The sequence below is a fragment of the Streptomyces fagopyri genome, from assembly GCF_009498275.1.
GTDB classification, from domain to species: domain Bacteria; phylum Actinomycetota; class Actinomycetes; order Streptomycetales; family Streptomycetaceae; genus Streptomyces; species Streptomyces fagopyri.
Map to the genome: position 1 here is coordinate 5,712,672 of NZ_CP045643.1, position 26,645 is coordinate 5,739,316.

The window sequence follows — 26,645 nt, forward strand, 5'->3', positions numbered from 1 at the left end:
CCGCGCGCACGGGGAGGCTCCGCGCACCGGGACGCCGAGTGCACCGGGACGCCGTCCCTGACGGGCGGACGTCGCTCGCGTCGGCGCACGCAGCCGGCACACACGCTGACGCACCGGCACACGCGCGGAAGCATCGGCGCGAGCGCGGACGCATTAGCGCATGGGCGGATGTAACGGGACGCATAGGGACACATCAACACACGCAAGCGCGCGCCGACTTCGGTCGGCGCGCGCTTCCGTCCGCGCCACGACGCATGCCCCGGGGCGTGTGCGCGGTGTGCGGGGGTGGTGCGCGCCGTGTGGCGGGCGCCGCGTGTAACGGGACAAAGGGAGAGAGTCCGTACCGGCCCGTGCCCGGATTCTGGACGGAGACTTCCGCTGAGCGGACCGGCTCGCTACTGTCACGCTACGCACACGCCCCGTGGCAGCGCAGCCGCGGAGCGCAGCCGTGTAGCGACTCCGCCCGGGAAGAGCCCGGGTCGTCAGCCGACGGCGGCCTCTGAAGCGCGTCGCCGACGGGACTCGGTGCCGCGTCCGCCGGGACAGGCCGCCGACCTCACCACTAAGGAGTGGGCGTCGTGACCGCGGAGACCTCTCAGACGCTCGACCGGGGACTGCGCGTCCTCAAGTTGCTCGCCGACACGGATCACGGGCTGACGGTCACCGAGCTCTCGAACAAACTGGGCGTCAACCGGACCGTCGTGTACCGGTTGCTCGCCACCCTGGAGCAGCACGCGCTGGTACGCCGTGACCTGGGCGGGCGGGCCCGGGTCGGACTCGGGGTGCTGCGCCTGGGCCGGCAGGTGCATCCGCTGGTACGGGAGGCCGCGCTGCCCGCGCTGCGCGCGCTGGCCGAGGACATAGGGGCCACCGCCCACCTCACGCTCGTCGACGGGACCGAGGCACTCGCCGTCGCCGTCGTCGAGCCCACCTGGACCGACTACCACGTCGCCTACCGCGCCGGGTTCCGCCACCCGCTGGACCGGGGTGCGGCGGGCCGAGCGATCCTCTCCGCCCGTCAGGCACCGGTGGGCGAGCCCGGATACACGCTCACGCACGGGGAACTGGAGGCGGGCGCGAGCGGCGCCGCGGCTCCGCTCCTCGGCGTGACCGGTGTCGAGGGCAGCGTGGGCGTCGTCATGCTCGCGGACTCCGTGCCGGAGCGGGTGGGTCCGCGGGTCCTGGACGCGGCCCGTGAGGTCGCGGACGCCTTGCGCTGAAGCCGGTCCCGCGGCCCGGCGGACGACGCCCTGAAGATCCGGGACGGCACGGACGTTAGATTGATCCCGTGCTCTCTCGCCTCACACGTCCCAAGGCCGTCGCCGTCTGCGCCGTTCCCGTCGTGGCGCTGCTCGCCACGGCGGTGTTCGCGCCGCTGCCGTTCTCCCTCGCGCAGCCGGGTCTGACGGCGAACGTCCTCGGCGAGAACAAGGGCGATCCGGTGATCACGATCAGCGGGTCTCCCGTCCGCCGGACCCGCGGGCAGCTGCGGATGACGACGATCGAGGCGACCGGGCCGGACGCGCGCGTCTCGCTCGGTGACGTGATCGGCAGCTGGTTCGCCAAGGACCGGGCGGTGATGCCCCGGGACGCGGTGTACCCGAGCGGGAACAGCGTCAAGGAGATCGAGCAGCACAACGCCGACGAGATGAGGCAGTCGCAGGACACGGCCACCGAGGCGGCGCTGTCCTATCTGCACGAGAAGAACGACGTGAAGGTCACGCTCAAGCTGGCCGACGTCGGCGGCCCCAGCGCCGGCCTGCTCTTCACGCTCGGCATCATCGACAAGCTGGACGGCGACGGCAGCGGCGGCGACCTCACGGGCGGTCGCACCGTCGCGGGTACGGGGACGATCGACGCCGACGGCAAGGTCGGCGCGGTCGGCGGCGTGGCGCTGAAGACGCAGGCCGCGCGGCGGGACGGCGCGAGCGTCTTCCTGGTTCCGAGGGCGGAGTGCTCCGACGCCAAGGCGGAGCTTCCGAAGGGTCTGCGGCTGGTGGCGGTGACCACGCTCAAGGGGGCGGTCGACGCGCTGGTGTCCCTGGAGAAGGGGAAGGGCTCCGTTCCCGGCTGCTAGCGCCGCGACGGGGCGGGACGCGGACCGGACGGGGCGGACGCGGACTAGGAGGCGACGGCCGGCCTCGGCGCGGAGGCGAGGCGCAGGCCCACCTCCACCAGGGTCCAGCCGAGGCGGGTGCGCAGTTCGCCCGGTACCCGGGAGGCGGCGGCGAGCCGATGGGCGTCGGCCTCGGCACGGAGGTCGGCGGCGCGGAGGCGGTGCAGGGCCAGGTGTGTCTGGGCGTTGATCATCGGAGTACCTCTCAGTCCTTTTCGGTGCCTGCCGACGGCGGACCGACGACGGCTGACGGGAAGGGAACGGGGTGGGCTCAGTCTTCCTGGACAGGGAAGACGTGGGTGTGGATGCGGACCTGGGTGCTCTCGGGGTCGTCCTCGGCCGGAGTCCCCGTGCGGTAGCTGTCCACGAGTTCGTGCATCCTGACGACCAGCTCCGCGGAGCGCTCCGGCGTCAGCCGCAGGGTCATGTCGCTCATGTCGGCGGCGCGCGACCAGGCCGGGAGCCAGTCGTCCCGGTTCGCGATCCAGGTGGACAGCTCGCGGTTGTGGGTGGTCGCGACCTCGTGCAGGAAGAGGTCGGTGGCACCCCGCACCTCCGGGTCCGAGCCCTCCAGTTGGTCGCTGTCGAAGATCAGCGACTGAACGGCCGCCCGCCACCAGCGCTCCCGCCCCTTGCCGTGCTCCGGGGCGTCCTCGACGAAGCCGTGCGCGGCCAGCTGGCGCAGGTGGTAGCTGGTCGCCCCGCTGGACTCGCCCAGTTTCGCCGCGAGTTGGGACGCGGTGGCCGGGCCGCCGCGCCGCAGCGAGTTCAGCAGCCGCATGCGCAGCGGGTGGGCGATGCCGCGCAGCGAGCGGGCGTCGAGGGTGCGGGTGGTCAGTCCGGGCGCGACCGGGTCGGACACGGACTCTCCGGGTACGGGGGGTCCCGTCGGATCGGTCGGATCCGACGGGTTGGTCGGATCGGTCGGATCGGGTTGGTCTCCGTGCTCCTGCATGTGTACAAAGGTAGCGTTGCAAAGAGGTGCTTGCAAGGGTTTCTTTGCAACCACTTCTTTGGACGCCCGACGCCCGACGCCCGACGCCCGACGCCCGACGCCGAGGCCGGGCGGCGTTCGCCCGGCCGCCGCATGTCGAACCCCGGACCCCTGACCCCGGACCCCTGACCTCAGCCCTGGCCCCAGCGCCCAGGCCCCCGGGACCTCAGTGCTGCTTCACGAACCCCTGCGCCGTCATCCAGTCCAGTGCCACCTCGTGCGGATCCTGCCCCTGCACGTCCACCTTGGCGTTCAACTCCTGTGCCACCGTGTTGTCCAGCTTCCTCGTCACCGGGTCGAGGACCTGGGCGATCGCCGGATATCTCTTGAGTGCCTTGGAGTTGATCGCGGGCGCCGCGTTGTAGTTGGGGAAGAACTTCTTGTCGTCCGCCATCACGGCCAGGTGCATCGACCTGATGCGCCCGTCCGTGGTGAACACCTCCCCGTACGTGCAACTTCCCTTCGCCACCTGGGTGTAGATGATCCCGGTGTCCATCTGCGTGATGTTCTTCGCGGGCACGCTCATCCCGTACGCCTTCTCCATGCCCGGCAGACCGTCGGCCCGGTTGGCGAACTCGCTCTCCACGCAGAGCGTGACCGCGCCGGGGTCCGACCTGGACAGCGCGGCCACGTCGGAGAGCGTCTTCGTGCGGTACTTCCTGAAGTTGGCCTGGTTCATGGCGAGCGCGTAGGTGTTGTTGAGCGCGGACGGCGGCAGCCAGGTGATCCCGTTCCTCAGATCGGCGTCGTGCACCGCCTGCCACTGCTTCCGCGGGTCGGGGATGGGCTTGCTGTTGCCCAGATACGTGATCCAGGCGGTGCCCGTGTACTCGTACATGCCGTCCGCGTCGCCGCTCTTGACGGCCTCCCGGGCGCCGATCGATCCCTGGATCCCGGTCCGGTCGAGGACGTCCGCGCCGGCCGCCTGGAAGGCGATGCCCATGATCGCGCCGAGGATCAGCTGCTCGGTGAACTCCTTCGACGTCACCGTCAGATGGGCGCCCTTGAGCGGCAGCCCCTGCCCGATGGACCCGGGACCGACGTCGTCGACCATGGGGGAGCCGCTGGTCAGCCCGCACCCGGCGGCCAGCACCAGCGCCCCGGCCAGCAGCGCGCACGGACCCGTCCGTCTCAGCACGCCCCCCGGGGTCATGAGCCCGCCTCCAGTCCGCGCGGCCGCAGCAGCAGTTCGGCCAGTGAGGCCAGCCAGTCCACGAGCAGCGCGAGCGTCACGGTGAGGACCGAACCGAGCACCAGGACCGGCATCCGCTGGTTGGTGATGCCGGTGGTGATCAGGACGCCGAGGCCGCCGCCCCCGCCGAAGGTGGCCAGCGTGGCCGTACCCACGTTCAGGACCAGGGCCGTGCGGACACCGGCCAGGATCAGCGGGACGGCCAGCGGGAGTTCGATGCGGGTCAGGACACCCATCGGGGACATGCCGATACCGCGCGCGGCCTCCAGGAGCGTCGGGTCGTTGGCCTTCAGACCCGCGATCGTGTTGGAGAGGACCGGCAGGATCGCGTAGACGGTGATGCCGATCAGGGCCGCCTTCTGACCGGTGCCGAGCCAGATGACCAGCAGCGCCAGCAGACCGATCGCCGGGGTGGCCTGCCCCATGTTGGCCAGCGCCATCGCGACCGGGGCCGCCTTCCGGAACATCCCGCGGGTGAGCAGGACACCCAGTGGGATCGCGATGACCAGCACGAAGAACGTCGAGATCACCGTCAGTTCGATCTGCTGCCACAGGGCCTTCGACACCTGCCCGTTCGACAGCGCGTTGCTGGAGATGGGGTCGAGGGTGGCCTGCTGGAACCACAGCCAGGTGGCCAGCAGCACGGCGGCCAGCACCGCCGGCAGGACGGTCAGCTTCTGCCAGGTGATCCGGCGCCGCGGCCCGGCGGGCGGCGGCGGGGCCTCCCGCTCGTCCGGGAGGCCGGCGTCCTCGGAGAGCGCCTCGTCGTCGGGGAACGCGCCGTCGTCCCGGAACGCGAGCCCCTTGACCTCGTGCTCGCCCTCGGGCCGGCGGCCGGGCGGGGGAGTCCTCACGCCTTCGCCTCCCCGCCCGGGCCCTCCTGCTCGAAGTGGGTCTGCTGGGCGCGCGCGTCCTCCAGTTCGTGCTGGTGCTCCATCGCCTCGAGACGGTCCTCCTCCAGCAGCTCGTGCACGGAGTTCATCAGCGTCTCCATGTCGACGACACCGATGTACTCGCCGCGCCGCCCGGTCACCGCGACCCGGCCGGTGTTGTCGGTGAGCACCGCCTCCAGCGCGTCCCGCAGCGTGGCGTCCCGGGTCACCGTGTCGTGGACCAGGGTGCCCGCCCGCGCCAGCGAACCCTTGGCCCTCATCAGGTCGCCGCGCCGCAGCCACTTGTAGGGGCGGCGCCGCTTGTCGAGCATCAGGATCTCGTTGGTCCCGCTGCCGCGGAGCTTGTTGAAGATCTCCTGGAGCCGGTCGTTGACGGTGACCGTCGGATAGTCGGTGATCTCCACGTCCCCCACCCGGGTGAGGTTGAGCCGCTTGAGCGCCGCGCCCGCGCCCACGAACCCCGACACGAAGTCGTCGGCCGGGTTGGTGAGGATCGCCTCCGGGGTGTCGAACTGCGCGATGTGCGAGCGCTCGCGCAGGACGGCGATCCGGTCGCCCAGCTTGATCGCCTCGTCGAAGTCGTGCGTGACGAAGACGATCGTCTTGTGCAGCTCGCGCTGGAGCCGGATCAGCTCGTCCTGGAGGTGGTCGCGGGTGATCGGGTCCACGGCGCCGAAGGGCTCGTCCATGAGCAGGACGGGCGGGTCGGCGGCCAGCGCCCGCGCCACGCCCACCCGCTGCTGCTGGCCACCGGAGAGCTGACGCGGATAGCGGCCCTGGAACTCGCCCGGGTCGAGGCCGACCAGGTCCAGCATCTCCTCGACCCGCGCCCTGATCCGTGACTTCGGCCAGCCGACCATCTTCGGGACGAGGGCGATGTTCTGGGCGACCGTCATGTGCGGGAAGAGCCCGGACGACTGGATCGCGTACCCGATCCTGCGACGCAGCTTCACCGGGTCCATGTCGGTGACGTCCTCGCCGCCGATGCGGATCCGGCCGCCGGTCGGTTCGATCAGACGGTTGATCATCTTGAGGGTGGTGGACTTGCCGCACCCGGACGGGCCCACGAAGACGACGAGTTCACCCGCCTTGATCTCCATGTTGACGCTGTCCACGGCGGGGTCGCGACTGCCGGGATAGCGCTTGGTGAGGTGCTCCAGCTCGATGGTGGCGCCGGTCGTGGACGTGTGCGCGACAGCGGCGGCGTGCCGGTCCCGCCCGGTTGCGGTCGTCTCAGACACGGATCCCCCTCGGGATGGTCAGCCGTCCGATGAGCACGTAGGCGGCGTCGAACAGCAGCGCGAGGATGATGATCCCGACCGTGCCCGCGAGCACCTGGTTGAGCGCGTTCTTGCTGCCCAGGGACCCGATGCCACGGAAGATCTCGTTGCCGAGGCCCGGCCCGGAGGCGTAGGCCGCGATCGCCGCGATGCCCATCAGCATCTGTGTGGAGACCCGGATACCGGTGAGGATCGGAGGCCAGGCGAGCGGCAGCTCGACCTTCAGCAGCCGGGCCGCCCGTGACATGCCGATGCCCTTCGCGGCGTCCACCAGCGCGGGGTCGACCCCGCGCAGGCCCACGATCGCGTTGCGTACGACCGGCAGCAGCCCGTACAGCGTCAGCGCGATCACGGTGGGCGGGACGCCCAGACCCACGATCGGGACCAGCAGACCGATCATGGCGAGCGACGGGACGGTCAGGATCGTGGACGTGGTGGTCGTGGCGAGGCCGCCCGCCCAGTCGCTGCGGTAGGTGACCACACCGAGCACCACGCCGATGAGCGTCGCGACGACCATGCACTGGAAGACCACGCTGGCGTGCTGGTACGCGTCCATGAGCAATTGCTGACGGCGGCCGCTCAGGTACTCCCAGAAGTTCACGCCGCCTCACCCTGGTCAGTGCTCGGCCGCCGCCTGTTCCACCAGCGGGATGATCCGCAGCGGTACGGCGTTCTCCATGACGATCGCCGTGGAGGCCCGGACGATGCCATCAAAACCGACGACCCGGTCGATCACACGCTGGAGATCGGCGTTCGAGCGGGCCACCAGCCGGCACAGCATGTCCCCGCTGCCGGTGGTCGTGTGCAGTTCCAGCACCTCCGGGACGGTCGCCAAGTGCGCCCGTACGTCGGCGCCTTGCCCCTGCCGGATCTCCAGCGTCGCGAAGGCCGTCACGGGATATCCGAGCGCGGCCGGATCCACCTGCGGGCCGAATCCCCGGATGACTCCATTCGACTGAAGACGGTCCAGACGGGCCTGCACCGTGCCGCGCGCGACCCCCAGCCGCCGGGACATCTCCAGCACGCCGATCCGCGGCTCCCGCGCCAGCAGCACGATGAGCCGGCCGTCCAGGTGATCGATCGCCATGCGCGCCTCCGGAGTGGTCATCCTGTACAGACCGCCCGCCACTACCGGCGGGTCGCTGAACATAGTGCCCAGTCGATACGCAAACTATTGCGCACCTTGTGGAAGGGAGAGAGCCTGCGGCCATGTCCCTCATCGACGCGAACCCAGAGCAGACTCCCGACACCGCCCGGCAGGCCGACCCCTTCCCGGTCAAGGGAATGGACGCCGTCGTCTTCGCCGTGGGCAACGCCAAGCAGGCCGCGCACTACTACTCCACCGCGTTCGGCATGCGGCTGGTCGCCTACTCCGGACCGGAGAACGGCAGCCGCGAGACGGCGTCGTACGTCCTGGAGAACGGCTCCGCTCGCTTCGTCCTCACCTCCGTGGTCAAGCCCTCCACCCCCTGGGGCCACTTCCTGGCCGAGCACGTGGCGGCGCACGGCGACGGGGTCGTCGACCTCGCCATCGAGGTCCCGGACGCGCGCGCCGCGTTCGCGTACGCCGTCGAGCACGGCGCCACCTCGGTCGCCGAGCCGTACGAGATGAAGGACGAGAACGGCACGGTCGTCCTCGCCGCCATCGCCACCTACGGCAAGACCCGCCACACCCTCGTCGAGCGGACCGGCTACGACGGCCCCTACCTCCCCGGGTACGTGGCCGCCGCCCCGATCGTCGAGCCGCCCGCCCAGCGCACCTTCCAGGCCATCGACCACTGCGTCGGCAACGTCGAGCTCGGCCGGATGAACGAGTGGGTCGGCTTCTACAACAAGGTCATGGGCTTCACGAACATGAAGGAGTTCGTGGGCGACGACATCGCGACCGAGTACAGCGCGCTGATGTCGAAGGTCGTCGCCGACGGCACGCTCAAGGTCAAGTTCCCGATCAACGAGCCCGCCGTCGCCAAGAAGAAGTCCCAGATCGACGAGTACCTGGAGTTCTACGGCGGCGCGGGCGTCCAGCACATCGCGCTGAACACGAACGACATCGTCCGCAGCGTCCGCGCCATGCGCGCGGCGGGCGTCCAGTTCCTCGACACCCCCGACTCGTACTACGACACCCTCGGCGAGTGGGCCGGCGACACCCGCGTCCCCGTCGACACCCTGCGCGAACTGAAGATCCTCGTCGACCGCGACGAGGACGGCTATCTGCTCCAGATCTTCACCAAGCCGGTCCAGGACCGTCCGACCGTCTTCTTCGAGATGATCGAGCGGCACGGCTCGATGGGCTTCGGCAAGGGCAACTTCAAGGCCCTGTTCGAGGCGATCGAGCGCGAGCAGGAGAGGCGCGGCAACCTGTAACGGCACCGCCCGCCCGCCCGCCGTACCGCCCGCCCGGTCGGCGCGGGGCGGTACGGCGGGGCGCCGGCGTGGGCCGCGGTCACTGTCCGCCCGTGTCCGGGCCGGCCGAGGACCTCGCGGACACCGGGTCCGTCGGTGCCGCCGCCGGTTCGTCCCGCGAGCCGGGCGGGGCCGGGACGGACGGCGTGGCGACGGACGGCGCGGAGGCGGCCGGCGCGGAGCGGGCGGGCTCCGGGGCCTCCGGCCGCGGGAACGTCGGCTCCTCCTCCAGCTCGCTCGGCAGCGACGTCGACGGCTCGCCCAGCGTGTCCAGCGTCCGCCGGGCCAGGGGAGCGAGAAGCGGGGAGAAGTACGGATTGATCTGGAGGGACTCCGCGAGATGACGGCGGGCGGCCCCGGTCAGATCGAGGCCGCGTTCGATCTGCCCCCGGTGATACACGTACAGCGCGCTGCGCACCCCGCCACCGTGCTCCTTGTCCGTCGCCCGCGCCGCGAACTTCAGGGCCTCCTTGTTCTTCCCGGCCCGGTGCAGCGCCCACCCCAACGCGTCCGCGACACCGATGCCCGGCTGCCGTTTCCACTCCGCGCGCAGCCGCCGCACCGCCTCCGCCGCGTCCCCGTGGTCCGCCTCGAACAGCCCGAGGACCAGCGCGTCGTCGACACCGCCCGCGGTCTCCGACCGCACCCGGGTCCGCACCAGGTCGTACTGCGCCCGCGCCGCCGAGCCGAGGCCCCGCGCCTGGTACAGCTCACCCAGCTCCAGCGCGTACCCCGGCGCGGGCCGCCCGGCGAACGCCGCCTGGTAGACGCGCGACGCCTCCGGCACCCGCCCGAGCGCCGCCAGCGCGCGCCCCCGCCCGGCGAGCGCGGCCGGCTCGTTCCGGTCCAGGCGCAGCGCGCCCTCGTAGGAGCGCAGCGACTCCTCACGGTCCCCGCGTTCCCACGCCAGCCGGCCGGCCTCCGCGAGCCAGGCCGCCCGCTCGATCGGCGTCCGCGCGCCGGTCGCCGCGTCCGACAGCGACGCCACCGCGTCCTCGCGCCAGCCCCGGTCCCAGTACACCTCGGCGGCCCGGGCCATCACCGGCGGCCCGGAGTGCAGCTTCTGCAGCTTCTCCAGGGCCTTGCGGCTCGCCTTGTAGTCGCCGAGACCCCGGTAGGAGTCGATCAGCAGCGGATACGTCGTCCACTGTCCGGGCGCCAGCTTCCGCGCCGTCTCCCCCCACTCACGGCCCTTGCGGAAGTCGGCGCGGGAGTTGGCGAGCGCGGCCAGCCCCTGCAGCGCGGCCAGGTTCCCCGATGGCCCGGTCGCCAGCGACGTACGCAGCGCCCGCTCGGCCTTCGGGAAGTATCCGGGCGTGGCGGTGCGCCGCCCCTGCTCCACGTACGCCGTGCCGAGCACCGCCCAGGACCGGGCGTCCCGCGGATGGGTGCGCAGATACGCCTCGCGGTCGGCGACGAGCAACGTCAGATCGCGCAGCGACACGGGCACCCCGGCCGCCACCGCCGTCATCGCCCCGGCCACCGGCCCGGGGGCGGGCAGCGCGGGGGGACGCAGGCCGGAGGGCAGCAGCACCATCACCCCGCCGAACACGGCACAGCCCCCGGCCACGCAGATCAGCGCGCGCCGGGCCGCGCGGGAACGGCGCCGCCCGGACCGTTCCCGGGGTACCGGCCCGGTGAGGACCCGCTGTCGCTCTTCGATCTCCATGGCGCTCACCATGCGCCAGTACGACGACCACATCCCGGCACACGAAGGGTGCGGCAGACGGGGTTCACACCGATGGCCCCGAGTGCGACGCTGTGATCATGAGCCGTATCGAAGCCCCGCGCGACGACGTCACCGGCACCCTCGTCGACCGTCTCCTGACGGGCCTGCCGAGCGAGGCGGTCCTCACCGACCCGGACGTCACGGTCTCGTACGCCAACGACATGGCGAGCTTCTGCGAGGCCGGCACCCCCGCCGTCGTCGTCCTGCCGCGCACCGTCGAACAGGTCCAGCACGTCATGCGCACCGCGACCGCGCTGCGGGTCCCCGTCGTCCCGCAGGGCGCCCGCACCGGCCTGTCCGGCGCCGCGAACGCCTCGGACGGCTGCATCGTGCTCTCCCTGGTGAAGATGGACCGGATCCTGGAGATCAGTCCCGTCGACCGCATCGCCGTCGTCGAGCCCGGCGTCGTCAACGCCACGCTCTCGCGCGCGGTCAACGAACACGGCCTGTACTACCCGCCGGACCCCTCCAGCTGGGAGATGTGCACGATCGGCGGCAACATCGGCACCGCCTCCGGGGGCCTGTGCTGCGTGAAGTACGGGGTGACCGCCGAGTACGTCCTCGGCCTGGACGTGGTGCTCGCCGACGGACGGCTGATGAGCACCGGCCGCCGTACCGCGAAAGGGGTCGCCGGCTACGACCTCACCCGCCTCCTCGTCGGATCGGAGGGCTCCCTCGGCATCGTCGTACGGGCGGTGCTGGCCCTGAAGCCGCAGCCGCCCCAGCAGCTGGTGCTGGCCGCCGAGTTCGGGTCGGCGCGGGCCGCCTGCGACGCCGTCTGCCGGATCATGGAGGGCGGCCATGTGCCCTCGCTCCTCGAACTGATGGACCGGACGACGGTGAAGGCCGTCAACGCCCTCGCCCACATGGGACTCCCGGAGAGCACCGAGGCACTTCTCCTCGCCGCCTTCGACACCCACGACCCGGCGGCCGACCTCGCCGCCGTGGGCGCGCTGTGCGAGGCCGCGGGCGCCACCCAGGTGGTACCGGCGGAGGACGCGGCGGAGTCCGAACTCCTCCTCCAGGCCCGGAGGTTGTCCCTCACCGCGCTCGAAGCGGTCAAGGGCACCACGATGATCGACGACGTGTGCGTGCCGCGTTCCCGGCTCGGCGACATGCTCGACGGCATCGAGCGCGTCGCGGAGAAGTACTCCCTGACCATCGGCGTCTGCGCGCACGCCGGCGACGGCAACACCCACCCCACCGTCTGCTTCGACGCCACCGACCCCGACGAGTCCCGGCGCGCCCGCGAGTCCTTCGACGAGATCATGGCCCTCGGTCTGGAACTCGGCGGCACGATCACCGGCGAACACGGGGTCGGCGTCCTGAAGAAGGAGTGGCTGGCCCGCGAGATCGGGCCGGTCGGGGTGGAGATGCAGCGCGCCGTCAAGGCCGCGTTCGACCCGCTCGGGATCCTCAACCCGGGCAAGGTGTTCTAGCGGCGCCCGCCGCCGTATCCGATCCGGCCGGGCCGCCGCGGTACCCGATCCGGCCGGGCGGACGTGGGCGCGCCGCGGTGCCCGCGCGCCGGTTCACTCCCCGTCCTTCGACTCGTCCGACGGCCAGGGGTCGCGCAGCCACAGCTCGTCGGCCGACGCGGATCCCGGCTGGTCGTGGAGGTCCCCGCGCTCACGGGAGGCCGAGCGCGGCGGAGAGGCCGAGAGCCTGGGGGAGGGCGCCAGCAGCTCGGCGAGACCGTCGTCGATGCCGAGTTGCTCGCCCTCAGCCCCCGGCGGAACCGCCCGCAGCGTGCGCTCCAGCCAGGCGGACACCTGCTCGGCGGGCGCCTCCAGCAGCGCGTCGCCGTCGGGTGACGTGAGCGCCATCAGCACGACGCCGCGTCCCGCGACCTTCGTCGGCCACACCCGCACATCGCCGTGCCCGCACGGCCGGAACACCCCCTCGACGAGCAGTTCGCGCGCGAAGGTCCAGCTGACCGGATGGTCCGAGCCGATGTGGAAGGTGATGTGGACGGCGTACGGGTCGTCGGAGCGGTAGCTGAGCCGGGCCGGCACGGGGATGCTGTGCTCGGGGGACAGGACGAGGTGCAGTTCGAGTTCGCGTTCCACCACGGTGTGCATGTCGGTGCGCTTCCCTTCGTCTACGGGCCTCCAGGACGGGTCCGTACGAGTGGAGAGCGCGGCGGCGCGGAACCATTACGCGGGTTCGGGAAAATCTTTTGGCGGAGGTGCCGGGGCCGACCTGCCGGGCGGTGACCGGAAGTGGCGGATCCTTGCCCTAAAGAGGTGGGTACCGCGGGAGCGCCGCTGACGAGGGCGTCGGTCTGGTAGATGTGGAGCCCCCAGAAGACCCCCGAGCAGATACGGGACGACGGACATGAGCGCCCCAACCCCGGCCCCCGGTGACGACAGGCCCCGCGAAGGGTATTACCCGGACCCCTCCATTCCTGGATATGTCCGGTACTGGAACGGTGCTGCCTGGGTGCCGGGCACGAGCCGTCCCGCGCCCTCCGACGGCGTGCCGCTCGTGCCCCCGCCGGGCACGCGCCCGGCGGTTCCCGTACCCGCTCCGGCACCGGCACCCACCGAGGAGACGGGACCGCACTTCTTCGACGAGGACCCCGGGCCGGCCGTGGAGCCGCGGCGGGTGACCCCGGCCGAGGCGCAGCACGGCAGCAGGCCCGAGCCCGCGACCGCGTGGGGCGCCGACCGCTCGCGGCAGTCCGGTTTCGGCGGCGAGCAGGACCGGCGGGTCTCCTGGGGGGCGCCCCAGGGTGCCGACCCGCGTCTGGCGCGCCCGGCGGAGCCCGCCGAAGCGGTCCGGCCGCCCGGCGGCGAGACCCCGCACACGGACGGCACGGCGACCATCGGACCCGCGGACCCCGCGGGCGCCCCGGAAGGCCCGGCGCCCGACGGCACCTTCGTCTTCCGCCGCCGGCCCGCGGCGGGTCCCGGCGCGGCGGCCGGCGCCGGAGGGTCCGGGGACGCGGGCCCGGCCGCGGCGAGCGGCGCGCAGTTCGCCGGCCCGGGACAGCAGGCGGCCACGGGACCGTCCGCCGCCACCGGCACCCCGGGCACCCAGGACCCCGTCCCCTCCGAGGGCACCATGACCTTCCGCGCGCGCTCCCCGCGCACGGGGCAGCAGAGCGGGGCGCGGGGCGGGAGCACGGCCCCGGCGGGCGGCGCACCGGGGACGGGCACGCCCGAGGAGGGCCCGGCGGGCGCCGGGGGCGGCTTCGGCGCCGGGCAGGCCGCCGCCCAGGCGGCCAAGGCGGCCGCGGCCCAGCAGCCGCCGGCCCCGGCCGTCCCCCAGCAGTCCACCGGCCCCGCCGCCACCCCGCTGTCGAGCGGTGCCGGCGGCGGACAGCCCTCCTGGGCCCAGCAGGTGCACCGGCTCGCGGGCGACGAGGGGCCCGCCGCGCCCTGGAAGCCGCCCGTCGACGACGTGTTCCAGGCCGCGGCCCGCCGCCACTCCGCGGCACGGCCGGCCGCCCTGGGCAGACGGCTGGTCGCCCGGATCGTGGACACCGCGGTGCTGGCCACCGTCACCGCCGTGGCCGCCGTACCGCTGGGCACCAAGGCGATCGATCACATCAACGGGAAGATCGACGCCGCCAAGCGGTCCGGGCAGACCGTGACGGTCTGGCTGCTGGACGGCACGACCGCCGGCTACCTGGGCGTCTGCCTCGCCGTCCTGCTCCTGTTCGGCGTGGTCTACGACGCGCTGCCCACCGCCCGCTGGGGCCGCACCCTCGGCAAGGGACTGTGCGGCATCGAGGTCCGTGACATCGAGGGCCACGAACCCCCGTCCTTCGGCCCGGCGCTGCGCCGCTGGCTCGTCTACAGCGTTCCCGGCGTCCTCGGCATCGGTGTCGTGGGCGTCCTGTGGTGCCTGTTCGACAGGCCGTGGCGGCAGTGCTGGCACGACAAGGCGGCCCACACCTTCGTGGCCGCCCGGCCGCCCTCCGCCTAGGCGCCCGCGCGACCGCCCGGCGGCCGGTCTCCGCGGTCCCCCGGACGGCCGCCCGCGGGATGCGGAGCCGGGGGGTTCGCGGTCCACTCGGGCCATGAGCAGCGAACCGCCGCCCCCCGGCTCCGGGCAGCCACCGGAGGAAGACCCGTTCAGGAAGCAGCCCCCGCCGGCTGAGGGCGGCGGCTCCCCGGACGGCGGTTCCTCGTCCCCGCCGCCTCCGGGGTCGCCGTACGACTCCCCGCACGACAACCGGACGCCGCCGTACGGGAGTCAGCCCCCGCCGTACGGGAGTCAGCCCCCGCCCCCCGGCGGTCAGCCCCCGCCGTACGGGGGTCAGCAGCCACCGCCCCCCGGCGGCGGCCCCTACGGCGCGGGCGGTGGCGATCCCTACGGCTCCGGCGGTCCCTACGGGGGCGATCCGCTGGAGGGCATGCCGCCGCTCGCCGGCGGCGGCAAACGCGTGCTGGCGAGGATCCTCGACATGATCCTCGTGGGCATCGTGGTGTGGCTGCTGTCCTTGGCGTTCGGGGTCAGCGAGTACAACGTGAACGCGGACCGGATCGAGTACGGCAAGGGCATCGGGCAGTCCGTGCTCGCCGCGGTGCTCTACACCGGCTACGACACCTTCCTGATCCACAGGTCGGGGCAGACCCTCGGCATGAAGCTGTTCCACATGCGGGTGGCCGACCTGGACAACGGCGCCACACCCTCCACACAGACCTCGCTGGTGCGCGCCCTGGTGCTGTGGATCCCGTTCGCGTTCTGCTGCGCGTGCATCTGGACGGCGATCGCGGGCGGCTGGAGTTTCTTCGACAAGCCCTACAAGCAGGGTCTGCACGACAAGGCGGCCAAGACGGTGGTGGTGGCCACCGACTGACACACGCGATCAGCCGCACTCCACGGGGAGACGGCTGACCGGGACGGCGGGTCCGTGCTTCGGGGGCCCGCCGGACGTGCGTGGGGTCACGGACCCGCCGGTTCGTGAACGGGCTCGGGCGACATGGACACGGACGCGGCGACGGACGCGGTCTCGCGCCGCACCGGAACCCGCGCCTGGACGGCGGGGGCCGCGGCGGCCGACGGTACGCGCTTCGGCAGCGGAACCGTTACGGCGACGAGCAGTCCGAGAGCGAGTGCCGAGAGGGTGATCACCGTGATCCCCAGGCCCGAACTCGTCTGAGACAGCAGCAGCATGGCGAGCGTCGAGAAGATCACGGTGCAGGAACCGTAGGCGAGCTGTGCGGCGGTCGGACGAGGCATGGCGATTCCTCGGGGTGGGGGTACTCCCCCCGTGCCTCTCGAGAATGGGGGAGGATGCGGACAACAACGGGGGTGGTGCGGCGAACTCGGGTGGTGCGGCGAACCGGGGCGGGGCTCCGAGCCCGGGTGGAGCCGCGAGCTCGGCTGGAACGGTGAATCGCGGGGCGACAACGCTGTCGACCTGTCAATCCGTGGACGGTCCGGCGTCGCGCCAATCGACTCTATTCGCCTGCATGCCCGACTGGAACGCCCGGTAAGCGTGACCTAACCCACGGTGCCGGTGCACAGGGGGCGCACGGAGTCATCGCGTCCATCAAGTGGACGTGCGGACGCGCCCGTTGGGGGCACTTCGGGCGGTTCGGATACCGAACGAGCGCTCCCATATAGTGCAGTTGACTTGTGCAAGTCAAGATCTGTCTTTTCTTTGGTAACTCCGGTCGAATGTCGTCACTTGACACGCGTATACGCGCGCGGAGCTCCATGACACCGGGATCCCCCCATCCGCGCGGACGGACGCGGGGGAGGATTTCAAGTGACCAGCAGACCATGGACGTTCAGAGCAGCCGCGGTGGGCGTCGCCCTCGCGGCGGCCACCGCCACGTTCTCGACGTTCGCCGTTGCGCAGGCCGACGGTGCGTCGTCGTCGGCGACCGTGGAGCGCCACGATCCGCAGCCGGCCAGGAACAAGGTCGACCACGACCTCGACGGCCCGCTCAGCAAGACCCAGGACGCACAGCGCAAAGAAGCCCTGGACCAGGTCATATCCGGCGACGCCAAGGTGCAGGACCGCAACGGTTCGCGCGTCGTCCAGCTCAAGGGCAAGAACAAGGGCAAGAGCAAGTACGTCGAGCTCGGCCGCGAGAAGACCGACCGGATCTTCACGATCCTCGTCGAGTTCGGCGACCAGGTCGACAGCCGCTACGGCGGCACCGCCGGCCCGCTGCACAACAAGATAGCCGCGCCCGACCGTGCCAAGGACAACAGCACGGCCTGGCAGGCGGACTACAACCAGAAGCACTTCCAGGACCTCTACTTCGGCACCGGCAAGAACTCCGAGTCGCTGAAGAAGTACTACGAGAAGGAGTCCTCGGGCCGGTACTCGGTCGACGGCGAGGTCACCGACTGGGTCAAGGTCCCCTACAACGAGGCCCGTTACGGCTCCAACAAGGCGTCCACCGGCGCCTGGTACGCGGTCCAGGACGGCGTCACCGCCTGGGTCGCCGACCAGAAGGCGGCCGGCAAGTCCGACGCCGCCATCAAGGCGGACCTCGCCCAGTACGACCAGTGGGACCGTTACGACTACGACGGCGACGGCAACTTCAACGAGCCCGACGGCTACATCGACCACTTCCAGATCGTGCACGCCGGTGAGGACGAGTCCGCGGGCGGCGGGGCGCAGGGCGAGGACGCGATCTGGGCCCACCGCTGGTACGCGTTCGGCACCGACGCCGGCGCGACCGGCCCGGTCGGCAACAAGCTCGGCGGCGCCGCGATCGGCGACACCGGCATCTGGGTCGGCGACTACACCATCCAGCCGGAGAACGGCGGACTCGGCGTCTACGCCCACGAGTACGGGCACGACCTCGGCCTCCCGGACGAGTACGACACCTCCGGCGGCGGCGAGAACGGCACCGGTTTCTGGACGCTGATGTCGGCCGGTTCCTGGCTCGGCACCGGCAAGAACGCCATCGGTGACCTGCCCGGCGACATGAACGCCTGGGACAAGCTGCAGCTCGGCTGGCTCGACTACGACCGGGCCAAGGCCGGCGTCACGTCGGAACACAAGCTGGGCGTCGCCGAGTACAACACGAAGAACCGGCAGGCCCTCGTGGTCTCGCTGCCGGACAAGGAAGTCACCACCACGGTCGTCACGCCCGCGCAGGGCGCGACCCAGTGGTGGAGCGGCAGCGGCAACGACCTCAAGAACACGCTGACCCGTTCGGTCGACCTCACCGGGAAGTCCGCGGCGACGCTGACGCTCGACGGCTGGTACGACATCGAGCAGGACTACGACTACCTCTACACCGAGGTGTCCACCGACGGCGGCGCCAACTGGACCGCTCTCGACGGTACGGTGGACGGCGCCGCGATCCCGCGCGACGGCAGCGGCAAGCCCGCGCTGACCGGCTCCGTGGACGCGTACAAGAAGCTGGCGTACCCGCTCGACGCCTACGCGGGCAAGAAGATCTCGCTGCGCTTCCGCTACCAGAGCGACGGTGGCGTGGCGTTGAAGGGCTTCACGGCCGACGAGATCACCGTGACCGCCGACGGCACGCCGCTGTTCTCCGACAACGCGGAGAGCGCGGACGCCGCGTGGACCGCCGCCGGGTTCTCCCGGATCGGCGCCTCCTTCTCGGACGAGTACGCGCAGTACTACATCGCCGAGAACCGCCAGTACGTCTCGTACGACAAGACCCTCCAGGTCGGCCCGTACAACTTCGGCTTCTCGACGACGCGTCCGGACTGGGTCGAGCACTACCCGTACCAGAACGGTCTGCTGATCTGGAAGTGGGACACCTCCCAGGCGGACGACAACACCAGCGCCCACCCGGGCGCGGGTCTGATCCTGCCGGTGGACGCGCACCCGACGGCCCTGAAGTGGACCGACGGAACGATCCTCCGGAACAAGATCCAGACCTTCGACTCGACCTTCAGCACCTACCCGACGGACGCGCTCAAGCTCCACAACGCCGACGTCGCGCTGAAGATCAAGTCGCAGAAGGGGGTCTCCGTCTTCGACGACGGCCGGAACTCCTACTACGACGCGGCGAACCCCACGGGTGGTGTCAAGGTCACTGACACCAACACCAAGATCAGGATCGTGAAGGAGCCCAAGGACGGCTCGACGATCACGCTCCTCGTGGGCCCGTCGAAGAAGTAAGCGACGTTTTAGCAGGTCAGAGCATGATCGGCCGTGACCCCCTGGCGGGTTACGGCCGATCGTGTTTAGGTGCGTCCTGTGGATTTCTTATTGACACCGGGACGCACTGGGGTGTGACTGCATGGCCGCAGGAGGTTTCTGCAAGCTGCCGAACGGCAGTGTGGTGGTGGCGCTGAACCTGCCCAGCCCACAGGGCTCGGCCCAGGGCTGCGTACGGTTCCTGGTGCTGGCCCAGAACCGGGCCCGCGCCCTGACCCGCCTGCGCAATCTGGGTCTGCGGGCCGTCTACCTCCGCGGCAACGGGGCGCCGCCCACCCCGGACGAGATCACCGCCGTCCTGCACCATCCCGACGGCCTGATATGGCGCACGGCCCCCGACACCGGCGTCGCCTGCCCGGTCCCGTCCCAGGAGCTCTGGCACCCGATCAGAGCGCTCCTGAGACGCCCGGCTCCCCAGGCGTGAGACAGGCACATCCCCGAAGACCGGGCGGCCCGGCCCTCAGACGACGGGCTTGCCGGTCAGTTCGACACCCGCTCCCCGCAGTTCCTCCAGCGCCCGCTCCGTGGTCGCCTCGGACACCCCGGCCGTGAGGTCGAGCAGTACCTGCGTACGGAAACCGTCGCGCACCGCGTCCAGCGCGGTGGCCCGCACACAGTGGTCGGTCGCGATGCCCACCACGTCCACCTCGTCGATCTCGCGGGCCCGCAGCCAGTCGCCCAGCGAGACCCCGTTCTCGTCCGCGCCCTCGAATCCGCTGTAGGCCGCCGCGTACGCGCCCTTGTCGAAGACGGCGTCGATCGCGCCGGAGGCGACCACCGGCGCGAAGTTCGGATGGAACCCCACCCCCTCGGTGCCGGCCACGCAGTGCGCGGGCCAGGAGTGGACGTAGTCGGGGTTGTCGGCGAAGTGGCCGCCGGGGGCGATGTGCAGGTCACGGGTGGCGACGACATGCCGGTAGCCGGCGGGCGCCTGCCCGATCAGCTCCGTGATGGCGGCGGCCACGTCGGCGCCCCCGGCCACGGCGAGGCTGCCTCCCTCGCAGAAGTCGTTCTGCACGTCTACGACGATCAAGGCGCGGCGCATGGTCGGTGTCCTTCGACTGTGGGTTCGGTGGAGGGATGCGGGCCCGGCCTGTCGGGCCCGCCTGGAGACTTCACGTGCGGCGCGGGAGGGGTTGGATCACTGCTGTCGGCCCCGACGGCCGTGCTCGTGCGTGCTGCCGTTGCATTCCCGCTGACCGCCCGTTCATTCGTGTTTGCCCGGGGGCGGCCGAAGAAGCCGGGTGCCGCCACGGCGTTGCCCGCGCACACCCCGGCGCACCCTGGGCGTATCGGGTGTGTCCGCGGCGGCGGAGCCGGGCGCCGTCGCGGCGACGCCGCCGCGCGGACGACTTCTCGACGCACGCGTAGTCCTTCTCGGACGTACCGCGTGGGACCGCTCAGACGTACTCCGTGGGAATGACCGCTTCCCCGCGCGACAGCTGGGTCGCCGAGAGCGGCAGGCGGGCGCGGGCGGCGGCGTGCCGGTCGCGGGCCGCGTCGAGCGGCTCCCGGGAGACGACCTGGCCGCCCTTGACCAGCTCGACCAGGAGCTGCTGGTCGGCGAGGCCGCCGGGCACCGGTCCGGTCCCGATCACCTCGGCCTCGGCGAACCCGCGCTCGTCGCGCCGCCGCGCCGCCCACTTGCGCCCGCCGATGGAGGTCTTGCCCCCGGTCGACCTCTTGGCCACGGGCTCCAGCGGAGCCTTCGGGTCCGCCGACTCGGCGCGGGCGACCAGTTTGTAGACCATCGAGCAGGTGGGGTGCCCGGAACCGGTCACCAGCTGGGTGCCGACGCCGTACGCGTCCACCGGCGCCGCCGCCAGCGAGGCGATCGCGTACTCGTCCAGGTCCGAGGTCACGACGATCTTCGTCGCGGTCGCTCCCAGCTCGTCCAGCTGCTGCCGGACCCGGTGCGCGACCAGCAGCAGGTCCCCGGAGTCGATCCGTACCGCCCCGAGCTCGGGCCCGGCGATCTCGACGGCCGTCCGTACCGCCTCGGCGACGTCGTAGGTGTCCACGAGCAGGGTGGTGCCCCGGCCGAGCGAGTTCACCTGGGCCTGGAAGGCGTCCCGCTCGCGGTCGTGCAGGAGGGTGAAGGCGTGCGCGGAGGTTCCCACGGTCGGGATGCCGTAGCGGAATCCGGCCGCGAGGTCGGAGGTGGTCGTGAAACCGCCCACGTACGCGGCCCGCGCGGCGGCGACCGCGGCCAGCTCGTGGGTGCGCCGGGCACCCATCTCGATCAGCGGGCGTTCGCCGGCGGCGGAGGACATCCGGGAGGCGGCGGCCGCGATCGCCGAGTCGTGGTTGAGGATCGAGAGGATCACCGTCTCCAGGAGCACGCACTCCGCGAAGGACCCTTCGACCCGCAGGACGGGGGAGCCCGGGAAGTACACCTCGCCCTCGGGATAGCCCCAGATGTCCCCGCGGAAACGGTACGAGGCGAGCCACTCCAGGGTCGGCTCGTCCACTATGGCCCGCTCGCGCAGGAAGCCGAGGACGTCGGCGTCGAAACGGAAGTTCTCGACGGCGTCGAGGACCCGCCCGGTGCCCGCCACGACGCCGTAGCGGCGCCCCTCGGGCAGCCGCCGGGTGAAGACCTCGAAGACCGAGTGCCGCTCGGCGGTGCCGGCGGCCAGCGCGGCCCGCAGCATCGTCAGCTCGTACTGGTCGGTGAAGAGCGCCGTCGAGGGCACGTCCACCGGCAGTCCGAGGTCCGCTGGATTCACTGTGCTCTCCTCGCACTCATCGCTCGGTGTCCCCGGCACGGTGCCGGGGAGCCGGGGATCGTCCCCCGGATTCGCCGCGTAGCACGGGATGGTACCCCCATCTCGTCACTCTGACGATTTATGGGTCCGGTTTGCGGGGCCCGTTTGTGCGGGCACCCCCTTGTGGTGGCAGCATGGGCCGTGTGACGGCTCCCGCACCCCTAGAGACCGAAAAGACCGAGTCGGCGGAGGAGGTCTTCGCCGTGCCCGAGCCGGACGTTCCCTGGGTCACGATCGTGCACAACGACCCGGTCAACCTCATGAGCTACGTGACGTATGTCTTCCAGACGTACTTCGGGTACACCAAGGACAAGGCCACCAAGCTCATGCTCGACGTCCACCACAAAGGCCGGGCGGTCGTCTCCAGCGGCACGCGCGAGGAGATGGAACGCGACGTGCAGGCGATGCACGGCTACGGTCTGTGGGCCACCCTTCAGCAGGACCGGAAGTAGCCGGACCACACCGGACCACCGAGAAGCCCCGAAACCGCGAGCAGGACCGGAAGTAGCGAACTCACTCCATGCCAGGACACTTCGAACCGCTCCCCGACGGCGGCGCGGCCGTCGCGCTCGACGAGGTCGAGATCTCCATCATCCGCTCCCTCGCCGTGCAGCTCCTGGAGCTCATCGGTCCCGGTCCCGCGGAGGACGCCCCCGACGACCCGCTCGCGGAACTGTTCGCGGAGGGCCCCAGCGAGCCGCCCTCCGACCCGGTGCTGCGGCGACTCTTCCCGGACGCCTACGGCGGCCCCGACGTCGAGGCCTCCTCGCCGGAGCAGGCCGAGGAGCAGCGGGCGTACTCCTCCGAGTTCCGCCGCTTCACCGAGAACGACCTGCGCGCGGGCAAGCGTGAGAACGCCCTCGTGGTGATCCGCTGCCTCGACGCGCTCACCACGGCGGGCGACGGCGGCGCGGTCCTCAAGCTCTCCGTCCCGGAGTCCGGGTCGTGGCTGCGCACGCTCAACGACCTGCGGCTGGCGATCGGCGCCCGGCTCGACGTCGTCGACGAGGAGGACACCGACCTCCTCTACCGCCTTCCCGACGAGGACCCGCGCAAGCCGATGGTGATGGCGTACCTCTGGCTGGGCGGTCTCCAGGAGACGCTCGTCGAGACCCTCATGTCCTGATCCCTCCGCATATGGGCGTCCGCTCAGAGGACGCTCAAATCCGGATAACGATCGCGTCACCCTCGCGGCCCGCAATGGCGGGCCGTGCTCTTTTTGTCCGCTTCTCCCTGTGGTGTGCACAACACGCGCCGCCCGCCCCGCCCGTTGCGGTCGTGATAGATCTTCACGACCGCCCGACAGGACACCACCCACGTCCGGTCGGGTGCGCCACCGAGCCGGCGGATCGCCGGCCAGGCACACGCTCCATCAATCCGGGGGGATCGGAATCCGGTCCGAGGCCAGGGGGACTGGCTCGGAACGGAATGGAGAAAGGCGCATCACACATGACGTCATCGCAGGTCGACAGGACCGACGAGCCACGTGCCGGCAGTGAGGCCGTGGGCGGCGATACGCCCGAAGAGGGGTACGAGCGAGGGCTCGGAAGCCGCCAGGTCCAGATGATCGCGATCGGCGGCGCCATCGGCGTCGGTCTCTTCCTCGTCGCCGGGGCGAACATCGCCAAGGCCGGCCCCAGCCTCATCCTCATGTACGCCCTCGCCGGCGTGATCATCTTCTTCATCATGCGCGCGCTCGGCGAGCTGCTCCTCTACCGCCCGGTCTCCGGGTCCTTCGCGGAGTACTCCCGCGAGTTCCTCGGCCCGTTCTTCGGCTATTTCACCGGCTGGACGTACTGGCTGATGTGGGTGGTCACGGGCATGTCCGAGCTGACCGCCGCCGCGATCTACGTCCACTACTGGTTCCCGGCGGTTCCCCAATGGGTGACCGCACTGGTGTTCCTGGTCGTCCTCTTCGTGGCGAACCTGATCTCGGTGAAGCTCTTCGGCGAGATCGAGTTCTGGTTCTCGATGGTCAAGGTCACCGCACTGATCGGCATGATCGTCATCGGCCTCGGCGTGCTCACCTTCGGCTTCAGCTCCGCCGGTGACACCGCCTCCGTCGCCAACCTCTGGCAGTTCGACGGCTTCTTCCCCAAGGGCATCGGCTCGTCCCTGATGACCCTGCAGGGCGTCATGTTCGCCTACCTCGCCGTCGAGCTGGTCGGCGTCACCGCGGGCGAGTCCGAGAACCCCGAGAAGACGCTCCCCAAGGCCATCAACACCCTCCCGTGGCGCATCGCCCTCTTCTACGTCGGCGCGCTCACGGTCATCCTCTGCGTCGTCAAGTGGACGGAGTTCGCCCCCGGCGTCAGCCCCTTCGTGGAAGCCTTCGCGAAGATCGGCATCCCGGCCGGCGCGGGCATCGTCAACTTCGTGGTGCTCACCGCCGCCCTGTCCTCCTGCAACTCCGGCATGTACTCCACGGGCCGCATGCTGCGCACCCTCGCCGACAACGGTGAGGCGCCCAGGGTCTTCAACAAGCTCTCCTCGACCAAGACCCCGGCCTTCGGCATCACGGTCTCCGTGCTCTTCATGGGCATCGGCGTGATCCTGAACTACGTCGTCCCGGAGAAGGCCTTCGGCTACGTCACCTCGGTGGCCACCGCGGCCGGCATCTGGACCTGGCTGATGATCCTGGTCAGCCACATCCTCTACCGCCGCGCGGTCGACGCCGGACGCCTGCCGGCCTCGTCCTTCCCGGCCCCGGGCGGCGCGAAGTGCAGCTGGGTCGCGGTCGTGTTCCTCCTCTTCGTCACGGGCCTGATCGCCTACGACGCCGACTCCCGCATCTGCCTCTACGTGATGGCCGTGTGGGCCGTCGCGCTGGCTGTGGGCTGGTTCGTCCTCAAGGCACGCAACCCGCAGGTCACCGAGCGCCGCGAGGCCACCTTCGAGAAGGTCGGCTGACCGGCCGCGGACGTCCGGCCCGCACGGGCCGCCGCTCGGACGTCCGGCATCCGGGCCGCCCCGTACCGCCCTTCGGTACGGGGCGGCCCGTCTGCTTATCCTGGCCGACATGCTGACCATCACTCAGGCCCTCGTCGACCAGATCGTCGCGCACGCGCGACAGGACCACCCCGACGAGGCGTGCGGCGTCGTCGCGGGCCCGGCGGGCGCGGGCCGCCCCGAGCGCTTCATCCCCATGCTCAACGCCGCCCGCTCGCCCACCTTCTACGAGTTCGACTCGGGTGATCTGCTGAAGCTGTACCGCGAGATGGACGACCGCGACGAGGAGCCGGTGATCATCTACCACTCCCACACGGCGACCGAGGCGTACCCCTCCCGCACGGACATCTCCTACGCCAACGAACCCGGCGCGCACTACGTCCTCGTCTCGACCGCGGACGCCGACGACGCCGGCCCCTTCCAGTTCCGTTCGTACCGGATCCTGGAGGGCGAGGTGACCGAGGAGGAGGTCAAGGTCGTAGAGGCCTACTGATCTCACTCTCCGGCCCAAAAGTGTCCGGAATGCGAGATCACACTCGGGAATCCAGGGCGGGAATCGATACGATGAGCCCATGGTTTCCCAGGACGTGAGCGAGAAGACGCCGGGCACGCTGCTCGTGGCGCGGCTGCACGTCGATCTGTGCAGGCTGCAGAGCGCCATCTGTACGCGCTGATCCCGCCGCCGTACGGCCGTGAGTCATCGGGGCCACCACCCCGAGCGAAGCCGAGGGCTTCGGGGATCCGCAACCGGCGTACCCCATGCTTGTCCGCGCTGTCGCGCGCCCACCGACCGACTTCCTTCCGACAGGAGCCCGAACCCATGGCCATCGAGGTCCGCATCCCCACCATCCTCCGTACCTACACCGACGGCGAGAAGGCCGTCGAGGGCGGCGGGGAGACCCTCGCCGATCTCTTCGCCGACCTCGAGACCCGGCACGCGGGCATCCAGGCACGCATCGTCGACGACGGCCGGCTGCGGCGCTTCGTCAACGTCTATCTCAACGACGAGGACGTCCGCTTCCTCGACGGCATCGACACCAAGCTCACCGACGGCGACAACGTGACGATCCTGCCGGCCGTGGCCGGCGGCATGGCCTGATCGGCCGCTGGTCACCCATGCGCTACGACTCCCCGCTCGCCGCGGTGGGCAACACCCCTCTGGTGCGCCTGCCGCGGCTCTCGCCGTCCGCGGACGTCCGCATCTGGGCCAAGCTGGAGGACCGCAACCCCACCGGCTCGGTCAAGGACCGGCCCGCCCTGCACATGATCGAACAGGCGGAGAAGGACGGCCGCCTGACACCCGGCTGCACCATCCTCGAACCGACCTCGGGCAACACGGGCATCTCGCTGGCGATGGCGGCGAAGCTCAAGGGCTACCGCATGGTGTGCGTGATGCCCGAGAACACCTCGCGGGAACGGCGTGATCTGCTCGGCATGTGGGGCGCGGAGATCATCCCGAGCCCCGCGGCCGGCGGCTCCAACACCGCCGTGCGCGTCGCGAAGGAACTGTCGGCCGAGCACCCCGACTGGGTGATGCTGTACCAGTACGGGAACCCCGACAACGCGGGAGCGCACTACGCGACGACCGGGCCGGAGATCCTCGCCGACCTCCCCTCCGTCACCCACTTCGTGGCGGGCCTCGGCACCACCGGCACCCTGATGGGCGTCGGACGCTTCCTCCGGGAGAACAAACCGGACGTGAAGATCGTCGCGGCGGAGCCGCGCTACGACGACCTGGTGTACGGGCTGCGCAACCTGGACGAGGGCTTCGTGCCCGAGCTGTACGACGCGTCCGTCCTGACCACCCGTTTCTCCGTGGGCTCCGCCGACGCGGTCACCCGCACCCGGGAGCTGCTCCAGCAGGAGGGCATCTTCGCGGGCGTCTCCACCGGGGCCGCGCTGCACGCCGCGATCGGCGTCGGCCGCAAGGCGCTCGCCGCGGGTGAGAGCGCCGACATCGTCTTCGTCGTCGCCGACGGGGGCTGGAAGTACCTGTCGACGGGGGTCTACACCGCCGCGACGACGGAGGAGGCCATCGCCACGCTCCAGGGACAGCTCTGGGCGTAGGGGTGACCCCGTCTTCTTCTCGCCCCCGCCGCCCCTACCCCTACCCGACCCGTCCTCTGCCTGGGGGCTCCGCCCCCTGGACCCCCGCATCGCCCGAAGGACTCGTCCTCGAACGCCGGACGGGCTGAGGGTGCGCGCCCG

At 71.2% G+C, this 26,645-nt stretch carries 27 protein-coding genes; 15 read left to right on the forward strand and 12 right to left on the reverse strand.

Going from position 1 to position 26,645, the window contains the following annotated elements; genetic code table 11:
• Nucleotides 1-578: 578 nt before the first annotated feature.
• Both GFH48_RS24580 and GFH48_RS24585 read left to right on the forward strand, forming a co-directional pair.
• Complete coding sequence (locus GFH48_RS24580) at nt 579-1,220, forward strand: IclR family transcriptional regulator (RefSeq protein WP_153290321.1); 642 nt, start codon at nt 579-581, stop codon at nt 1,218-1,220.
• 68 nt (nt 1,221-1,288) lie between these two features.
• Nucleotides 1,289-2,077 (forward strand): S16 family serine protease, encoded by a 789-nt coding sequence (locus GFH48_RS24585; protein WP_153290322.1) that lies wholly within the window; start codon nt 1,289-1,291, stop codon nt 2,075-2,077.
• Between the two features lie 44 nt (nt 2,078-2,121).
• Here GFH48_RS24585 and GFH48_RS24590 read toward each other — a convergent pair whose 3' ends face one another.
• The 7 genes from GFH48_RS24590 to GFH48_RS24620 all read right to left on the reverse strand — a co-directional run bounded on the left by GFH48_RS24590 (nt 2,122) and on the right by GFH48_RS24620 (nt 7,562).
• The gene (locus GFH48_RS24590) at nt 2,122-2,310 is read right to left on the reverse strand and encodes a hypothetical protein (RefSeq protein ID WP_381929646.1); all 189 of its coding nucleotides are present in this window, start codon (nt 2,308-2,310) and stop codon (nt 2,122-2,124) included.
• A 77-nt stretch (nt 2,311-2,387) separates the two neighbouring features.
• Nucleotides 2,388-3,071 (reverse strand): ArsR/SmtB family transcription factor, encoded by a 684-nt coding sequence (locus GFH48_RS24595; RefSeq protein ID WP_153290323.1) that lies wholly within the window; start codon nt 3,069-3,071, stop codon nt 2,388-2,390.
• A 205-nt stretch (nt 3,072-3,276) separates the two neighbouring features.
• A complete protein-coding gene (locus tag GFH48_RS24600) occupies nt 3,277-4,263 on the reverse strand; it encodes a glycine betaine ABC transporter substrate-binding protein (protein WP_153290324.1) in 987 nt (328 codons plus the stop codon).
• Nucleotides 4,260-5,156, reverse strand: a complete 897-nt coding sequence (locus GFH48_RS24605; RefSeq protein WP_153290325.1) for an ABC transporter permease — start codon at nt 5,154-5,156, stop codon at nt 4,260-4,262. The genes GFH48_RS24600 and GFH48_RS24605 overlap by 4 nt, the downstream gene beginning before the upstream one ends.
• A complete protein-coding gene (locus GFH48_RS24610) occupies nt 5,153-6,436 on the reverse strand; it encodes a betaine/proline/choline family ABC transporter ATP-binding protein (RefSeq protein ID WP_153290326.1) in 1,284 nt (427 codons plus the stop codon). The genes GFH48_RS24605 and GFH48_RS24610 overlap by 4 nt, the downstream gene beginning before the upstream one ends.
• On the reverse strand, nt 6,429-7,076 hold the full coding sequence (locus GFH48_RS24615; RefSeq protein ID WP_153290327.1) for an ABC transporter permease: 648 nt from the start codon (nt 7,074-7,076) through the stop codon (nt 6,429-6,431). Before GFH48_RS24615 ends, GFH48_RS24610 begins: the two co-directional genes overlap by 8 nt.
• A gap of 15 nt (nt 7,077-7,091) precedes the next feature.
• Nucleotides 7,092-7,562, reverse strand: a complete 471-nt coding sequence (locus GFH48_RS24620) for an Lrp/AsnC family transcriptional regulator (protein WP_153290328.1) — start codon at nt 7,560-7,562, stop codon at nt 7,092-7,094.
• A gap of 122 nt (nt 7,563-7,684) precedes the next feature.
• Here GFH48_RS24620 and hppD point away from each other — a divergent pair, with 122 nt between their 5' ends.
• On the forward strand, nt 7,685-8,839 hold the full coding sequence (hppD, locus tag GFH48_RS24625) for a 4-hydroxyphenylpyruvate dioxygenase (RefSeq protein WP_153290329.1): 1,155 nt from the start codon (nt 7,685-7,687) through the stop codon (nt 8,837-8,839).
• A gap of 79 nt (nt 8,840-8,918) precedes the next feature.
• Here hppD and GFH48_RS24630 read toward each other — a convergent pair whose 3' ends face one another.
• Nucleotides 8,919-10,547 carry a tetratricopeptide repeat protein gene (locus GFH48_RS24630; protein WP_153290330.1) on the reverse strand — a complete coding sequence of 543 codons (1,629 nt, stop codon included), beginning with the start codon at nt 10,545-10,547 and terminating at the stop codon, nt 8,919-8,921.
• Between the two features lie 92 nt (nt 10,548-10,639).
• Here GFH48_RS24630 and GFH48_RS24635 point away from each other — a divergent pair, with 92 nt between their 5' ends.
• Nucleotides 10,640-12,046 carry an FAD-binding oxidoreductase gene (locus GFH48_RS24635; protein ID WP_153290331.1) on the forward strand — a complete coding sequence of 469 codons (1,407 nt, stop codon included), beginning with the start codon at nt 10,640-10,642 and terminating at the stop codon, nt 12,044-12,046.
• Between the two features lie 93 nt (nt 12,047-12,139).
• Here the strand turns inward: GFH48_RS24635 and GFH48_RS24640 are convergent, their stop codons facing one another.
• On the reverse strand, nt 12,140-12,688 hold the full coding sequence (locus GFH48_RS24640) for an SsgA family sporulation/cell division regulator (RefSeq protein WP_153290332.1): 549 nt from the start codon (nt 12,686-12,688) through the stop codon (nt 12,140-12,142).
• Nucleotides 12,689-12,944: 256 nt separating this feature from the next.
• On the opposite strand from GFH48_RS24640, the gene GFH48_RS24645 reads away from it, so the two are divergent.
• Both GFH48_RS24645 and GFH48_RS24650 read left to right on the forward strand, forming a co-directional pair.
• Complete coding sequence (locus GFH48_RS24645) at nt 12,945-14,540, forward strand: RDD family protein (RefSeq protein ID WP_153290333.1); 1,596 nt, start codon at nt 12,945-12,947, stop codon at nt 14,538-14,540.
• A 94-nt stretch (nt 14,541-14,634) separates the two neighbouring features.
• Entirely contained in the window at nt 14,635-15,417 is a 783-nt protein-coding gene (locus GFH48_RS24650) for an RDD family protein (RefSeq protein ID WP_153290334.1), read from the forward strand.
• Nucleotides 15,418-15,503: 86 nt separating this feature from the next.
• Here the strand turns inward: GFH48_RS24650 and GFH48_RS24655 are convergent, their stop codons facing one another.
• Complete coding sequence (locus GFH48_RS24655) at nt 15,504-15,800, reverse strand: hypothetical protein (protein ID WP_153290335.1); 297 nt, start codon at nt 15,798-15,800, stop codon at nt 15,504-15,506.
• 532 nt (nt 15,801-16,332) lie between these two features.
• Between GFH48_RS24655 and GFH48_RS24660 the strand changes: the two genes are divergently transcribed.
• Both GFH48_RS24660 and GFH48_RS24665 read left to right on the forward strand, forming a co-directional pair.
• The gene (locus GFH48_RS24660; protein WP_153290336.1) at nt 16,333-18,681 is read left to right on the forward strand and encodes an immune inhibitor A domain-containing protein; all 2,349 of its coding nucleotides are present in this window, start codon (nt 16,333-16,335) and stop codon (nt 18,679-18,681) included.
• A gap of 121 nt (nt 18,682-18,802) precedes the next feature.
• Complete coding sequence (locus tag GFH48_RS24665) at nt 18,803-19,144, forward strand: hypothetical protein (RefSeq protein WP_153290337.1); 342 nt, start codon at nt 18,803-18,805, stop codon at nt 19,142-19,144.
• A gap of 36 nt (nt 19,145-19,180) precedes the next feature.
• Here GFH48_RS24665 and GFH48_RS24670 read toward each other — a convergent pair whose 3' ends face one another.
• The gene (locus tag GFH48_RS24670; RefSeq protein WP_153290338.1) at nt 19,181-19,765 is read right to left on the reverse strand and encodes an isochorismatase family protein; all 585 of its coding nucleotides are present in this window, start codon (nt 19,763-19,765) and stop codon (nt 19,181-19,183) included.
• Nucleotides 19,766-20,120: 355 nt separating this feature from the next.
• The gene (locus tag GFH48_RS24675; protein ID WP_153290339.1) at nt 20,121-21,449 is read right to left on the reverse strand and encodes a nicotinate phosphoribosyltransferase; all 1,329 of its coding nucleotides are present in this window, start codon (nt 21,447-21,449) and stop codon (nt 20,121-20,123) included.
• Between the two features lie 173 nt (nt 21,450-21,622).
• Between GFH48_RS24675 and clpS the strand changes: the two genes are divergently transcribed.
• The 7 genes from clpS to GFH48_RS24705 all read left to right on the forward strand — a co-directional run bounded on the left by clpS (nt 21,623) and on the right by GFH48_RS24705 (nt 26,504).
• Nucleotides 21,623-21,940, forward strand: coding sequence for an ATP-dependent Clp protease adapter ClpS (gene clpS, locus GFH48_RS24680; RefSeq protein ID WP_148008615.1), 318 nt, complete (start codon nt 21,623-21,625; stop codon nt 21,938-21,940).
• A gap of 68 nt (nt 21,941-22,008) precedes the next feature.
• Nucleotides 22,009-22,614 (forward strand): DUF2017 domain-containing protein, encoded by a 606-nt coding sequence (locus tag GFH48_RS24685; RefSeq protein WP_153290340.1) that lies wholly within the window; start codon nt 22,009-22,011, stop codon nt 22,612-22,614.
• Between the two features lie 323 nt (nt 22,615-22,937).
• A complete protein-coding gene (locus GFH48_RS24690) occupies nt 22,938-24,398 on the forward strand; it encodes an amino acid permease (protein ID WP_153290341.1) in 1,461 nt (486 codons plus the stop codon).
• Between the two features lie 109 nt (nt 24,399-24,507).
• Nucleotides 24,508-24,930, forward strand: a complete 423-nt coding sequence (locus tag GFH48_RS24695; protein WP_153290342.1) for a Mov34/MPN/PAD-1 family protein — start codon at nt 24,508-24,510, stop codon at nt 24,928-24,930.
• 79 nt (nt 24,931-25,009) lie between these two features.
• A complete protein-coding gene (locus tag GFH48_RS39940; RefSeq protein WP_322747002.1) occupies nt 25,010-25,111 on the forward strand; it encodes a putative leader peptide in 102 nt (33 codons plus the stop codon).
• A 146-nt stretch (nt 25,112-25,257) separates the two neighbouring features.
• Nucleotides 25,258-25,536: a MoaD/ThiS family protein gene (locus tag GFH48_RS24700; protein ID WP_153290343.1), complete on the forward strand. Its 279-nt coding sequence runs from the start codon at nt 25,258-25,260 to the stop codon at nt 25,534-25,536.
• A gap of 17 nt (nt 25,537-25,553) precedes the next feature.
• Nucleotides 25,554-26,504 (forward strand): PLP-dependent cysteine synthase family protein, encoded by a 951-nt coding sequence (locus GFH48_RS24705; protein ID WP_153290344.1) that lies wholly within the window; start codon nt 25,554-25,556, stop codon nt 26,502-26,504.
• The last annotated feature ends 141 nt before the right edge of the window (nt 26,505-26,645 follow it).

Coding starts and splice junctions, on each gene's coding strand:
- GFH48_RS24590 (WP_381929646.1), bottom strand. CDS start 2,310: ATGATCAACGCCCAGACACACCTGGCCCTGCACCGCCTCCGCGCCGCC.
- GFH48_RS24595 (WP_153290323.1), bottom strand. CDS start 3,071: ATGCAGGAGCACGGAGACCAACCCGATCCGACCGATCCGACCAACCCG.
- GFH48_RS24600 (WP_153290324.1), bottom strand. CDS start 4,263: ATGACCCCGGGGGGCGTGCTGAGACGGACGGGTCCGTGCGCGCTGCTG.
- GFH48_RS24620 (WP_153290328.1), bottom strand. CDS start 7,562: ATGGCGATCGATCACCTGGACGGCCGGCTCATCGTGCTGCTGGCGCGG.
- hppD (WP_153290329.1), top strand. CDS start 7,685: ATGTCCCTCATCGACGCGAACCCAGAGCAGACTCCCGACACCGCCCGG.
- GFH48_RS24630 (WP_153290330.1), bottom strand. CDS start 10,547: ATGGAGATCGAAGAGCGACAGCGGGTCCTCACCGGGCCGGTACCCCGG.
- GFH48_RS24640 (WP_153290332.1), bottom strand. CDS start 12,688: ATGCACACCGTGGTGGAACGCGAACTCGAACTGCACCTCGTCCTGTCC.
- GFH48_RS24645 (WP_153290333.1), top strand. CDS start 12,945: ATGAGCGCCCCAACCCCGGCCCCCGGTGACGACAGGCCCCGCGAAGGG.
- GFH48_RS24650 (WP_153290334.1), top strand. CDS start 14,635: ATGAGCAGCGAACCGCCGCCCCCCGGCTCCGGGCAGCCACCGGAGGAA.
- GFH48_RS24655 (WP_153290335.1), bottom strand. CDS start 15,800: ATGCCTCGTCCGACCGCCGCACAGCTCGCCTACGGTTCCTGCACCGTG.
- GFH48_RS24665 (WP_153290337.1), top strand. CDS start 18,803: ATGGCCGCAGGAGGTTTCTGCAAGCTGCCGAACGGCAGTGTGGTGGTG.
- GFH48_RS24670 (WP_153290338.1), bottom strand. CDS start 19,765: ATGCGCCGCGCCTTGATCGTCGTAGACGTGCAGAACGACTTCTGCGAG.
- clpS (WP_148008615.1), top strand. CDS start 21,623: ATGGGCCGTGTGACGGCTCCCGCACCCCTAGAGACCGAAAAGACCGAG.
- GFH48_RS24685 (WP_153290340.1), top strand. CDS start 22,009: ATGCCAGGACACTTCGAACCGCTCCCCGACGGCGGCGCGGCCGTCGCG.
- GFH48_RS24690 (WP_153290341.1), top strand. CDS start 22,938: ATGACGTCATCGCAGGTCGACAGGACCGACGAGCCACGTGCCGGCAGT.
- GFH48_RS24695 (WP_153290342.1), top strand. CDS start 24,508: ATGCTGACCATCACTCAGGCCCTCGTCGACCAGATCGTCGCGCACGCG.
- GFH48_RS39940 (WP_322747002.1), top strand. CDS start 25,010: ATGGTTTCCCAGGACGTGAGCGAGAAGACGCCGGGCACGCTGCTCGTG.
- GFH48_RS24700 (WP_153290343.1), top strand. CDS start 25,258: ATGGCCATCGAGGTCCGCATCCCCACCATCCTCCGTACCTACACCGAC.
- GFH48_RS24705 (WP_153290344.1), top strand. CDS start 25,554: ATGCGCTACGACTCCCCGCTCGCCGCGGTGGGCAACACCCCTCTGGTG.